Origin of the sequence: Sphingobium ummariense RL-3 (assembly GCF_000447205.1) — a bacterium.
Taxonomy (GTDB): Bacteria; Pseudomonadota; Alphaproteobacteria; order Sphingomonadales; family Sphingomonadaceae; genus Sphingobium; species Sphingobium ummariense.
This window is the reverse complement of sequence record NZ_AUWY01000023.1, coordinates 104,596-117,245: the sequence shown is the minus strand read 5'-3', so window position 1 is coordinate 117,245 and position 12,650 is coordinate 104,596. Positions and strand designations below refer to the sequence as shown.

Here is a 12,650-nt window from a genome sequence, read left to right as displayed (position 1 = left end):
GTCCATGTGTCGCCGGAGGTGCCCCCATCGATGCTCGACAGATATCTGCTCCGTTATTTCCTGGCCGTCGTCGACCAGGGCAATTTCTCCCGTGCTGCCGCCCATTGCAACGTGTCCCAGCCGACCCTTTCCGTCGGCATTTCCAAGCTGGAAAGGACGCTTCAGGCGCAGCTGTTCGTGCGGTCGAGCCAGCGCGTCGAGCTGACGAGTGCCGGTGCCCGCTTCCTCCTCCATGCCCGCCGGATCGAGCGCGAGTTCAACGGCGCGATGCAGGCGATGACGGGGGAGGGCATGGACCAGCCCAACCTGCGTCTCGGCATCCTGTCGAGCGTCCCTACCGAGATCATCGCCGAATGCGTCGCGCGGACGCATCCCGCGCAATCCCATCGGTTCGAACTGCTGTTCGGTACCGAAAGGGAGCTGACGGGCCATCTGGCGCGGGGGAGGATCGACCTTGCGGTCACGCTCGTCGGGCGCGGTGCCGACCGGTTTCTGGAGCGGCCGATCGTCACGGAGGGCTATGGCCTCGCCCTTCCCGCGGGGCATCGGCTCGCGGGGGAGAGCGCGATCGCGCCCGAGCTGCTGGCGCAGGAGGTGATGATGGTCCGGCGCCATTGCGAGGCGCTTTCGGAGACCAGCCGCTTCTTCACCGAGCGCGGCGTGCGGCCGCATTTCGCGCTGCGATCGACAAATGATGAACGAGTCCTGCGGATGGTCGCCGCCGGGCTGGGCGTGACGGTGATGCCGATGTGCTTCCAAGCGCCCGGCGTAGTGCGGCCCCGGCTCGCCGGCTTTTCCGTCGAGCGGACGCTGGGCTGGGCCGCGACAGTCGAGGGGGAGGGCCTGCTGAGCGCCATGCCGTCGTTGCTTCAGGTGATCGACGCCAGCCTTGCCGGCCTGGCGCGGGACGATCTGGGACGGTCCGCCTGGCCCGCAGGGTAACCCGTTCGCGGGATGGTCTTCGATGTCATCGAAATGATGGTGCTGCCGGTGAGGATTGAACTCACGACCTCAGCCTTACCAAGGATGCGCTCTACCACTGAGCTACGGCAGCACTATTTCATCGCGTGGCCCATGTCCGGGCGACGGAGCCGGGCCTATGACCGCGGTCGCCCGGCTTGTCAAGGCGGCTTGCGGCGGCGGGCGCGATTTGCTTATGCGTTGCGCCATGACGGAGACAGCGGACGAACGCAAGGCACGGCTGGCGCAGGCGCTGCGCGACAATCTGCGCCGACGCAAGGCTCAGGCGCGGGAGAGTGCGTCGACCGAGAAGGCGGATCGTCGGCCCGACGATTGAGGATCCGTTTTGCTCAACCTCCGTTCGCCCTGAGCCTGTCGAGGGGCTCCATTTCGCTTTGAAGAAAAGAAAGAGGCTTCGACAAGTTCAGCCCGAACAGCGGGGTGAGAGCTCCTACAGCGGCGCGCACGCCGCCCTCAGCCAGTCCAGCGCCCCGCCCTCCAGCTGCGGCCCGACCACTTCCAGCACCTTCGCATGATAGGCATCGATCCAGGCGCGTTCCTCGCCGGTCAGTATCGGCACCGAGATGAGGTTCCGGTCGATCGGCGCGAAGGTGAGCGTCTCGAAGCCGAGCATCTCGCGTTCCGCCCCCTCGATCGCGCGTTCCTCCACCAGCACCAGATTTTCGATGCGGATGCCATATTCACCGGTCTTGTAGTAACCGGGCTCGTTGGACAGGATCATGCCTGCCTGCAGCGGCTCGTCGCCGCCGCCGAAGGTCGCGATGCGTTGCGGCCCCTCATGCACCGACAGGAAGCTGCCGACGCCATGGCCGGTGCCATGGGCATAGTCCAGCCCCTCCGCCCAGAGGAACTGCCGCGCCAGCGCATCGAGCTGGCCGCCGCGCGTCCCCTTGGGGAATACCGCACGCGCCAGCGCAACATGCCCCTTCAGCACCAGGGTGAAGCGGTGCTTCATCTCCTCGCTGGGCGTGCCGACGGCGATCGTGCGGGTGACGTCGGTCGTCCCGTCGCGATACTGGCCGCCTGAATCGACGAGATAGAGCGTGCCGGTTTCGATCGGCCGGTTGGTCTTCTCCTCGACGCGATAGTGCACAACGGCGCCGTTCGGCCCCGCGCCGCTGATCGTGTCGAACGACAGATCCTCCAGCAGGCCGGTGTCCTTGCGGAACGCCTCCAGCCGGTCGGCGGCAATCATTTCGGTGAGCCCGCCTTTGGGCGCTTCGGTCGCGATCCAGTGGAGGAAGCGGCTGAGCGCGGCCCCATCGCGCGTCTGCGCCGCCTTGTGCCCGGCGATCTCGACCGGGTTCTTGATCGCCTTGGGCAGCACCGCCGGATCGCGCAGCGCCAGCACCTTCGCGCCACCCGTCTCCAGCCCCTCGAAGATCGCGGCTACCGCCCGCTCCGGATCGGCGACCACGGTCTTGCCGCTCAAGCTGCCGAGCGCCTCGGCGAAGGCCGCGCGGTCGTGCACGCGCACGGCATTGCCCAGATGCTTGGCGACGGCCTCGTCCATTTTCTCCGGCGCGACATAAAGGTCGGCGGTCGCATCGGCATGGACGATCGCATAGGCGAGTGCGACCGGCGTGCGCTCCACGTCCTTGCCGCGGATGTTGAAGGTCCAGGCGATCGAGTCGAGCGCCGAAAGCACCGCCGCATCGGCCTTCCTGCCCGTCAGCCAGTCGGCCATCGCCTGCCGCTTCTCCGCCGCGCTCCGCCCGGCGAAGCGGTCCTCATGCACCACCAGCCGGGCTTCGCTGGGCGCCGGGCGGTCGGGCCAGACGCGGTCGATGGGGTTGGTGTCGACGGCGACCAGTTCCGCACCCTTCGCCGCCAGCGCCTCGGTCGCCTGGCTGACCCAGGCGCGGGTGTGCAGCCACGGGTCGTAGCCGATCCGCCCGCCCTGCGGTGCATGGGCGCCCAGCCAGGCCGCGACGGAGGTCTGCGGCACGCTTTCATACTGCCAGTGCGCCGGGTCGACCTGCTCGCGCACCTGCAGCGTGTAGCGCCCGTCGACGAAGATCGCGGCTTCCTCCGGCAGCACCACCGCGCTGCCCGCCGATCCCTGAAAGCCCGTCAGCCAGGCCAGCCGCTGCGCATAGGCGCCGACATATTCGCTCATATGCTCGTCGGTCAACGGCACGACGAAGCCGTCCAGCCGGTCGCGCAGCAACTGCGCGCGCAGGGCCTTCAGGCGGTCTTCATAACTGGACATCGAAACTTCCCTGGATCAACTGGCCCCTTGCGCGGGCCACAAAGTGGACAACATAAGCGTGCCAGGCCGCTTATGCCAACAACTGGACACCGAATGACCGCAAAACCTCCCATCGCCGAACGCCGTCCCCACAGCATCACCCATCACGGCATCACGGTCGACGATCCCTGGGCCTGGCTGCGCGACCCTGGCTATCCCGAGGTGACGGACAAGGACGTACTCGCCCATCTGGAGGCGGAAAATGCCTGGTTCGAGGCGGCGATGGCGCCGCGCAAGCCCTTGACCGATGCACTGTTCGCGGAAATGAAGGGGCGCATCAAGGAAGATGACAGCTCGGTCCCACAGAAGGACGGCGACTATATCTACTGGCGCGCCTTCGAGGTCGGGGCGCAATATCGCAAATGGTATCGCAGGCCCGTGGCGGGCGGCGAGGACCAGCTGATCCTGGACGAACCCGCGCTGGCAGAAGGCCATGACTATTTCCGCCTGGGCGCCATGTCGGTCAGCCCGGACGGCCGTTATCTCGCCTATGCGATCGACAATAACGGATCGGAACGGTTCGAGGCGCGGATCAAGGATCTGGCGACAGGCGACCTGCTGCCGGAGGTGATCCCGGGCACGCTCTCGTCGCTCGTGTGGACCAGCGACAGCAAGGGGCTGCTCTACGGCCTCGCCAACGACAACTGGCGCACCGACAATGCCCGGCTTCACCGGCTGGGGCAGCCGGTGGAAAGCGACGTCGAACTGTTCCACGAGGATGACGAGGGCTTCCGCGTCTCGATCGGTCTTACCTCGTCGGAAAAGTGGATCGTCATCGCGACCGGCGACCATGTGACGACCGAAGCCTGGCTGGTGCCTGCCGACGATCCGACCGCCGCGCCGCTGCTGGTCTCCGCGCGGCAGGAGGGCCGGGAATATGATGTCGATGAGCATGAGGGCACGCTCTACATCCGCACCAACGATGCCCACCCCAATTTCCGGCTGGTGACCGCGCCGATCGCGACGCCCGGCGAGTGGACCGAGGTGATCGCCCCGGACGATCATTTCTACCTGACCGACTTCACCCTGTTCAAGGGCTTCTACGTCACCGAAGGACGGCAGGACGGGCTCGACCAGATCGAGCTGCGCGACTACGCCACCCATGCGGCCAAGCGCATCCCCTTTCCGGAAGCGAGCTATTCCGCCGGGCTCGACGACAATCCCGAATATGACGTGACGAAGCTGCGCATCGGCTATGAATCGATGGTCACGCCCGACACCATCTACGACTATCATCTGGCGACGGGCGAGCTGGAGGTGCTGAAGGTCCAGGAAATCCCCTCGGGCTACGACTCGACCCGCTATGCGACCGAGCGGCTGATGATCCCGGCGCGCGACGGCACGCCGATCCCCGTCTCGATCGTCTACCCGAAGGACCTGCCCCGCGACGGCAGCGCGCCGCTGCATCTCTATGGCTATGGCGCCTACGGCATCGCGATGGAGCCGGGCTTCTCCACCACGCGTCTCTCGCTGCTCGACCGCGGCTTCGCCTTCGCGCTCGCCCATATCCGCGGCGGCGATGACCTCGGCCAGCAATGGTATCTGGACGGGAAGCTGGACAAGCGGACCAACACGTTCACCGATTTCGTCGACGTGGCGAAGGGGCTGATCGAGCGCGGCTATACGAGCAAGGGCCGCATCAGTATCTCGGGCGGCTCGGCAGGCGGCGAGCTGATGGGCGCGGTCGCCAATAGCGATCCCGACCTCTGGGGCGCGGTGGTGGCGCATGTGCCCTTCGTCGATGTACTCAACACCATGCTGGACGAGACGCTGCCGTTGACGCCCGGCGAATGGCCCGAATGGGGCAATCCGATCGAGGACCGAGCGGCGTTCGAGACGATCCGGGCCTATGATCCCTATGGCAATGTGAAGGCGCAGGATTATCCGCCGTTGATGGTGACGGCCGGGCTCAACGATCCGCGCGTCACCTATTGGGAGCCGGCCAAATGGGTCGCCCGGCTGCGCGCGACCAAGACCGACGACAATGTCCTGATCTTCAAGACCAATATGGGTGCGGGCCATGGCGGCAAGTCCGGCCGCTTCGAAAGCCTTCAGGAGACGGCGGAGGAATTCGCCTTTATCCTGTGGCAACTGGGTGTGGCAAGCTGATGGCGTCGCGCTTCACCAAGCGGATTACGGCCCTGCCCGAGCACATCGACGTGCTCGGCCATGTCAACAACGCCGTCTGGGTGCAGTGGATGGAGCAGGTCGCGGTCGAGCATTGGATGCACGACGCCGACCCGGCGCATGTCGACGCCTATATATGGGTCGTGACCCGGCACGAAATCGACTATCGCGGCAATGTGAAGGCGGGCGAGACGGTGACGGCGCGCACCTGGATTCCCGAAGGTCCACGCGGCGCCCGTTTCGACCGCCACATGGAATTTACCGGCGAGGACGGGAAGGTGAAGGTGGCAGCCAAATCCACCTGGGCGATCATCGACAAGGCCAGCGGACGCATCCTGCGTGTGCCGGCGGAGGTGGCGGCGAACTTCGTCGACGGGTGAGCCTCATTCGGTCGGGTCGAAGCGCAATGTCCCGATACGACGTGCCTGGCCGCCCACATCATTGGGATGGTTGACGCCATCCACCACCGGCACCGCCGTGAAATCAAAGGGACTGACGCCGTCGAGACAGGCGACATTGATGCCATATTCGGCCTGGTTCGACCGACGTTGATGATGGGTGTAGATACCGCACAGGGAACAGAAGAAGTGCTGGGCCGCCCCGGTATTGAAGCGATAGGACGATAATTTGTCCGCCCCCTTCGTGATTTTCATGTCGCCGAAGCGGGCGGAGACGGCGACAGCGCCCCGCATCCGGCAATAGGAGCAGGTGCAGCGTCGAGCCGTGTCGAAGCCTTGGCTCAGGGTGACCTGGAAACGCACGGCGCCGCAATGGCACCCGCCATCATGTTTCCGGACCTCTTCAGTCATGATTTGCTCCCCCTATTGTCGAGCCACCTCGAACACATCCTCGATCTTCGGTTCTGGCTCCACCTCTTCCCGTTCCGCGGCCTGCCGCGCCCACATCGCGGCATAGAGCCCGTCGGCGCGGACCAGATCGGCATGGCGTCCGCGTTCCACGATCCGGCCCTGGTCCAGCACGATGATCTCGTCCGCGTCGACCACGGTGGAGAGACGATGCGCGACGATCAGCGTTGTTCTTTTGCGCGCTATGCTGCGCAGCACGTCCTGGATTTCGGTTTCGGTGCGGCTGTCCAATGCGCTGGTTGCCTCGTCCAGCACCAGCACCGGCGGGTCTTTCAGCAAGGTGCGGGCAATGGCGACGCGCTGCTTCTCGCCGCCCGAAAGCTTGAGGCCCCGCTCGCCCACGCGCGTGTCATAGCCCTGCGGCAGGCCCATGATGAAGTCGTGGATCTGCGCCGCCCTTGCCGCCGCCTCGATCTCCGCCTTGCTCGCCCCCTCGCGGCCATAGGCTATGTTGTAGCCGACCGTGTCGTTGAACAGCACCATATCCTGCGGCACGATACCGATCGCGGCGCGCAGCGACTGCTGCGTCACGGCGCCGATGTCCTGCCCGTCGATCGTGACCCGTCCCGACTGAATGTCGTAGAAGCGAAAGAGGATGCGGGCGATGGTGGACTTGCCCGCGCCCGAAGGCCCGACGATCGCCAGCGTATGCCCCGCCGGCACCGTGAAGCTGATCCCGTGCAGGATCTCACGCTCCGGATCGTACCCGAAATGCACCTGGTCGAACCGCACTTCGCCAGCGGTGACGTGGAGTGCCGGTGCGTCGGGTGCATCGGCGACCTCCGTCTGCGTGTCGATCAGCTTGTACATCGCCTCCATGTCGATCAGGCCCTGGCGGATGGTGCGATAGACCATGCCCAGGAGATCGAGCGGGCGGAAGAGCTGTGCCAGCAGCGTGTTGACCAGCACGACGTCGCCGGTCGTGAACTGGCCCTTGCTCCAGCCCCAGACGGTATAGCCCATGGCCCCCGCCATCATCAGGTTGGTGATCAGCGACTGGCCGACATTGAGCCAGGCGAGGCTGTTCTCGCTCTTGACCGCCGCTTCGGCATAGCGCCGCATCGCCCGGGCGTAGCGCCGGGCCTCGCGCTCTTCCGCGCCGAAATATTTGACCGTCTCGAAATTCAGCAGGCTGTCGACCGCATGGGCGACGGCGTTGGTGTCGAGGTCGACCATGTCGCGCCGCAGCTGGTTGCGCCATTCGGTGACGGTGCGGGTGAACCAGATGTACAGCCCGACCATCGCCAGTGTCGCGGCGACCAGCCCGGCGCCGAACTTCACGAAGAAGATGATGCAGACCGCTGCCAGTTCCAGCACCGTCGGCGCGATGTTGAACAGCAGGAAATAGAGCATCGTGTCGATGCTCTTGGTCCCGCGCTCGACGATCTTGGTGACCGCGCCCGTGCGCCGGTCGAGGTGGAAGCGCAGCGACAGGCGGTGGAGATGGACGAACACATCGTCCGACAGCCGGCGTCCGGCTTCCTGCCCGACGCGCTCGAACACCGCGTTGCGCAGATTGTCGAACAGCACCGATCCGAAGCGCGCGCCGGCATAGGCGACCACCAGCGCGACCGCGAGCGCGACGGCGGGCTCCATGCCCGGCGCCATGCGGTCGATCGCCGCCTTGTAGGCAAAGGGCATGGCGAGGCTGACGACCTTGGCCGCCAGCACCAGCAACAGCGCCACGGTGACGCGCCGCCGCAGGGCGGGGGCGTCGGCCGGCCAGAGATAGGGAATGAAGCGCCGGAGCGTCGCCCAGGCGGGCGGAACGGGTGTGGCGTCGGGGGAGGAGGGAGGCATGGACGCCAATGTAGGCCGATCCCGCCGCCCTTATAACCCCCCACCGGACAGGACGGGGATCAATCCCGCAGCAGGTCGTTGATCCCGGTCTTGGATCGGGTCTGCGCGTCCACGCGCTTCACGATCACCGCGCAATAGAGGCTGGGGCCAGGCGTACCGTCCGGCAGCGGCTTGCCGGGCAGCGATCCGGGCACCACGACCGAATAGGGCGGCACTTCGCCCATGAAGACCTCGCCGGTCGTGCGGTCGACGATCTTGGTCGACTGGCCGATGAAGACGCCCATCGACAGCACCGATCCCTTGCCGATGCGCACACCCTCGACCACTTCGGAGCGGGCACCGATGAAGCAGTCATCCTCGATGATCACGGGGTCGGCCTGCAGCGGTTCCAGCACGCCGCCGATGCCGACGCCGCCCGACAGGTGGACGTTCCTGCCGATCTGCGCGCAGCTGCCCACCGTCACCCAGGTGTCGACCATCGTGCCTTCATCCACGAAGGCGCCGATATTGACGAAGCTGGGCATCAGGATGACATTCTTCGCGATATGCGACCCGGCGCGCGCGAAACTGCCCGGCACGGCGCGGAAGCCGGCGGCGCGGAACGCCGCCTCGTCCCAGCCGGCGAACTTGCTGGGCACCTTGTCCCACCAATGGCCCGCGCCCGGACCATTCTCCACCAGCACATTGTCGTTGAGGCGGAAGGACAGCAGCACCGCCTTCTTCAGCCACTGGTTGACCTGCCAGCCTCCGTCGGCCGGCTCCGCGACGCGGGCCTCGCCGCGGTCGAGCAGGGCGAGCGCCTTGTCGACCGCCTGCCGCACCGACCCCTGCGTGGTCAGGTTCACATTGGCCCGGTCCTCCCAGGCAGCGTCGATGGTGGCGATAAGGTCGGTGGTCATGCTCTTCCCCCAAGGATGTCGGCCAGGAATGGCGTCAGATGGTCGGTCTCGAAGTCGATGAAATCGGGATGATGCTCATGCGCGCCGCTTTCCGAACCGTTGTTGACCCAGACGGTCGTCATGCCGATCGCCTTGGCAGGGCGCAGGTTACGCGCCATGTCCTCGAAGAAGACGGCGCGGGCCGGGTCGACGGCATAGGCCGAGCAGAGCGCCGCATAGCCCGAAGGGTCGGGCTTGGGCACATATTGGCAGGCGTGGATGTCGTGGATCAGCTCGAACACGCCGGACAGCCCGAGCTTGTCAAGCACGCGTCCGGCATAGGCTGCATCGCCATTGGTGAAGATCAGCCGCCGTCCCGGCAACGCGACGATGGCGGCGTTGAGCGCCGGATCCACCTCCAGCCGGTCCATTGAGATGTCGTGCACATAGTCGAGGAAGTCGCGCGGCGCGATGCCGTGATGGCGCATCAGCCCGGACAGGGTGGTGCCATGTTCCAGGAAATAGCGCTTCTGCACCGCGCGCGCCTCCACCGGGTCGCAGCCCAGCAGGCCCTGGATGAACTCGCCCATTTTCACGTCGATCAGCGCGAACAGGTCCGCCTTCGACGGATAGAGCGTGTTGTCCAGATCGAAGATCCAGCAATCTACATGGGCGAGCGCAGGCAGCATGGCCGCGCCCTAGTCCGCTGCAAAGGCGAGGGCAAGGGCGTCGGCCGGTGTCACCAGCGGCCGGCTTAATTGCAACCCGGCGCCTCGCTGTCCTGATAGAAGGCCTGGACCGCGGCCCAGCCCTCCTCGGCGGTCTCGACCCAGGTCAGCAGCTTGAGGTCTGCGGGCGAAATCACGCCTTCGTCCGCCAGAGCTTCGAAATCGACGACGCGTTTCCAGAAGTCGCGGCCATAAAGCAGGATGGGGATCGGCTTCATCTTGCCGGTCTGGATCAGTGTCAGCAGTTCGAACATCTCGTCGAACGTGCCGAAACCGCCGGGGAACACGGCCAGCGCCCGCGCGCGCAGCAGGAAATGCATCTTGCGCAGCGCGAAATAGTGGAACTGGAAACTCAGCTCCGGCGTGACGAAGCGATTGGGCGCCTGCTCGTGCGGCAGGACGATGTTCATGCCGATGGTCGTCTGCCCGACATCGGCCGCGCCGCGATTGGCTGCCTCCATGATCGAGGGGCCGCCGCCCGAGCACACTACGAAGTGGCGGCACCCGGCATCGTTCACCGGATATTGCGCCGCGATCCGTGCCAGCTTGCGCGCTTCCTCATAATAATGCGCCTTGTGGCCCAGATTCTCCGCGATCCGCTTCTGCTCGGGCGTGGTCGCGGCATCGATCCGCGCCTGCACCTGCTCGGGCTCGGGGATGCGGGCGGAACCGTAGAAGACGAAGGTGGATTCGATCCGCGCCTCGTCCATCAGCAGCTGAGGCTTCAGCAGCTCCAGTTGGAACCGCACGGGACGCAGGTCCTCGCGCAGCAGGAACTCGGTATCCTGGAAGGCCAGGCGATAGGCGGCGCTGCTCGTCTGCGGGGTGCTGACATTCTCGACATTCTTGCGGGCTTCGACGGCCTCTTCGCGGGCCGGGCGGAATTTGCGTTCTTCAATTTCTTTTCTTGTCATCGGCATCACCTAGGGGGCGTCGGCGGCAATGCCAAGACCGGTCAGCGACAGAATCCGCCCTTGCCGCCCATGTCGAAATGCAGATGATCGTGATGCGCCGCATTATAGTCGGGGCTCAGCACTGTGTTGAACCGCTTGCAAGCGCTGGCGTGGATGATTTCCAGGAACTGCCGGGTCCGCTTGTCGCCGTTCCAGCCCTGTTCCACCGTGATCCGTCGGCCATCTGACAGGACGAAGGCCGACACGTCGATCGCGTTGCTGTGGGCATGCTCACTCAGCTTGCCGCTGCCCGCGATCGGGCGGCAGCTGTATGTGCCGAAGGTTTCGATCCTTTCGATTTCCGCGCCCAGGATCAGCCGTGCGGCGGGTTGCACGCCGTAACGCGCCCAGGCCGTGAAATTGGCTGCGAGATTGCACGTCATCGCGCCGAGGTTGGTAGCCGGCACGCCGATGTCGAGCAGCTTGACGCTGCCCAAGGCGCTGCATCCGCCGCCAAAGCTCCGGTCGGGAAGTGGGGTGAAGGCGACCGCCTGCGATTGCAGTTTTGCCATGCACTGCTTCACCTCCAGCGGCGGCGGAGCGGAGGGGCGGGCCGGGCTCGCCTTGCTGCCGCCCTTGGACGCGCTCGCCACGCGGCCGCGCGGCACCAGATCGCCGCCGCACGCCGCCAGCGCCATCACCGCCGTCAGCAGCACGGCCAGGCCCACGCCGCGCAGAACCGTCGTTCCCATCGCCCGCTCTTCCATGAATCAAGGGTTTATCACCCGAAAAGCGGCCATGGGTTAACGGCCGACTCGGTTCGTCGCATTTGCGCGTGCTCTTGACTCTTTCGCCGATCTCTTTAGGGCGGCCGACGGGCCACGCGGTCCCAACGCCGCGCGTGCTCTCTGCAAGGAGAAGCATTACATGACTGCTACCACCGCCGCCGGCGCAACCCTTGCGCCTGCCGCCGAGAAGCCTGCCATCAAGCCGGCTCGCCCCTATTTCTCTTCCGGTCCCTGCGCCAAGCCCCCGGGCTGGAGTGCCGACAGGCTGAGCGCCGATTCCCTAGGCCGCTCGCACCGCTCGAAGATCGGCAAGACCCGCCTAGCCTATTGCATCGACCTGATGCGCGAGCTGCTGAACCTTCCCGACACGCACCGCATCGGCATCGTTCCGGGGTCCGACACCGGCGCCTTCGAAATGGCGATGTGGACGATGCTGGGCGCACGTCCAGTGACGACGCTCGCCTGGGAAAGCTTCGGCGAAGGCTGGGTGACAGACGCCGCCAAGCAGCTGAAGCTCGACCCGAAGGTGATCCGCGCCGACTATGGCCAGCTGCCCGACCTGACGCAGGTCGACTTCTCTAACGACGTGCTGTTCACCTGGAACGGCACGACGTCCGGCGTGCGCGTGCCGAACGCGGACTGGATCCCGGCGGACCGCGAGGGGTTGACCTTCGCCGACGCGACCAGCGCCGTCTTCGCCTATGACATCGACTGGGCGAAGATCGACGTCGCCACCTTCTCCTGGCAGAAGGTGCTGGGCGGCGAGGGCGGCCATGGCGTGCTGATCCTTGGGCCGCGCGCGGTCGAGCGGCTGGAGAACTACACTCCGGCCTGGCCGCTGCCCAAGGTGTTCCGCCTGATCTCCAAGGGCAAGCTCGCCGAAGGCGTATTCAAGGGCGAGACCATCAACACCCCGTCGATGCTGGCGGTCGAGGATGCGATCTTCGCGCTGGAATGGGGCCAGTCGATCGGCGGCTCCGCCGGCCTCATCGCCCGCAGCGACGCCAATGCCGCCGCGCTCGACCGGCTGGTGCAGGAACGCGACTGGCTCGGCCATCTCGCGGCCGATCCGGCCTCGCGGTCGAAGACCAGCGTCTGCCTGACCGTAGAGGGCGCCGACGAAGCCTTCATCAAGGTCTTTGCCGGCCTGCTGGAGAAGGAAGGCGCCGCCTATGACGTGGCGGGCTATCGAGACGCGCCGGCGGGGCTGCGCATCTGGTGCGGTGCGACCGTGGACACGGCCGATATCCAGGCGCTCGGGCCCTGGCTCGACTGGGCCTACGCCACGGCGAAGGCCGCGTAATTCTCTACGTCACCCCGGCCTTGAGCCGGGGTCCC

General features: G+C 66.0%; 12 protein-coding genes and 1 tRNA gene. 5 read left to right on the top strand and 8 right to left on the bottom strand.

Annotated elements, in window-relative coordinates; translation table 11 throughout:
* Positions 1-30 precede the first annotated feature (30 nt).
* The gene (locus M529_RS27450; protein ID WP_021316477.1) at positions 31-942 is read left to right on the top strand and encodes a LysR family transcriptional regulator; all 912 of its coding nucleotides are present in this window, start codon (positions 31-33) and stop codon (positions 940-942) included.
* A 37-nt stretch (positions 943-979) separates the two neighbouring features.
* On the opposite strand, the gene M529_RS27445 is transcribed toward M529_RS27450, so the two are convergent.
* Positions 980-1,054 (bottom strand) — tRNA-Thr (locus tag M529_RS27445).
* Between the two features lie 114 nt (positions 1,055-1,168).
* On the opposite strand from M529_RS27445, the gene M529_RS50505 reads away from it, so the two are divergent.
* Positions 1,169-1,297, top strand: coding sequence for a hypothetical protein (locus M529_RS50505; RefSeq protein ID WP_269078858.1), 129 nt, complete (start codon positions 1,169-1,171; stop codon positions 1,295-1,297).
* A gap of 114 nt (positions 1,298-1,411) precedes the next feature.
* Here the strand turns inward: M529_RS50505 and M529_RS27435 are convergent, their stop codons facing one another.
* On the bottom strand, positions 1,412-3,193 hold the full coding sequence (locus M529_RS27435) for an aminopeptidase P family protein (RefSeq protein ID WP_021316475.1): 1,782 nt from the start codon (positions 3,191-3,193) through the stop codon (positions 1,412-1,414).
* Between the two features lie 93 nt (positions 3,194-3,286).
* On the opposite strand from M529_RS27435, the gene M529_RS27430 reads away from it, so the two are divergent.
* Both M529_RS27430 and M529_RS27425 read left to right on the top strand, forming a co-directional pair.
* The gene (locus M529_RS27430) at positions 3,287-5,341 is read left to right on the top strand and encodes a S9 family peptidase (RefSeq protein ID WP_021316474.1); all 2,055 of its coding nucleotides are present in this window, start codon (positions 3,287-3,289) and stop codon (positions 5,339-5,341) included.
* Positions 5,341-5,739, top strand: coding sequence for an acyl-CoA thioesterase (locus M529_RS27425; protein WP_021316473.1), 399 nt, complete (start codon positions 5,341-5,343; stop codon positions 5,737-5,739). The genes M529_RS27430 and M529_RS27425 overlap by 1 nt, the downstream gene beginning before the upstream one ends.
* Positions 5,740-5,742: 3 nt before the next feature.
* Here the strand turns inward: M529_RS27425 and M529_RS27420 are convergent, their stop codons facing one another.
* The 6 genes from M529_RS27420 to M529_RS27395 all read right to left on the bottom strand — a co-directional run bounded on the left by M529_RS27420 (position 5,743) and on the right by M529_RS27395 (position 11,291).
* Positions 5,743-6,168, bottom strand: coding sequence for a GFA family protein (locus M529_RS27420; protein ID WP_031294165.1), 426 nt, complete (start codon positions 6,166-6,168; stop codon positions 5,743-5,745).
* Between the two features lie 12 nt (positions 6,169-6,180).
* The gene (locus M529_RS27415; RefSeq protein ID WP_021316471.1) at positions 6,181-8,025 is read right to left on the bottom strand and encodes an ABCB family ABC transporter ATP-binding protein/permease; all 1,845 of its coding nucleotides are present in this window, start codon (positions 8,023-8,025) and stop codon (positions 6,181-6,183) included.
* A gap of 59 nt (positions 8,026-8,084) precedes the next feature.
* Positions 8,085-8,924, bottom strand: a complete 840-nt coding sequence (dapD, locus tag M529_RS27410; protein ID WP_021316470.1) for a 2,3,4,5-tetrahydropyridine-2,6-dicarboxylate N-succinyltransferase — start codon at positions 8,922-8,924, stop codon at positions 8,085-8,087.
* Positions 8,921-9,592: a pyrimidine 5'-nucleotidase gene (locus M529_RS27405; RefSeq protein WP_021316469.1), complete on the bottom strand. Its 672-nt coding sequence runs from the start codon at positions 9,590-9,592 to the stop codon at positions 8,921-8,923. Before M529_RS27405 ends, dapD begins: the two co-directional genes overlap by 4 nt.
* A 65-nt stretch (positions 9,593-9,657) precedes the next feature.
* Positions 9,658-10,545 carry an LOG family protein gene (locus M529_RS27400; RefSeq protein ID WP_021316468.1) on the bottom strand — a complete coding sequence of 296 codons (888 nt, stop codon included), beginning with the start codon at positions 10,543-10,545 and terminating at the stop codon, positions 9,658-9,660.
* A gap of 41 nt (positions 10,546-10,586) precedes the next feature.
* Positions 10,587-11,291, bottom strand: coding sequence for an extensin family protein (locus tag M529_RS27395; RefSeq protein ID WP_031294163.1), 705 nt, complete (start codon positions 11,289-11,291; stop codon positions 10,587-10,589).
* 160 nt (positions 11,292-11,451) lie between these two features.
* Here M529_RS27395 and M529_RS27390 point away from each other — a divergent pair, with 160 nt between their 5' ends.
* Positions 11,452-12,615, top strand: coding sequence for a phosphoserine transaminase (locus M529_RS27390; protein ID WP_021316466.1), 1,164 nt, complete (start codon positions 11,452-11,454; stop codon positions 12,613-12,615).
* The last annotated feature ends 35 nt before the right edge of the window (positions 12,616-12,650 follow it).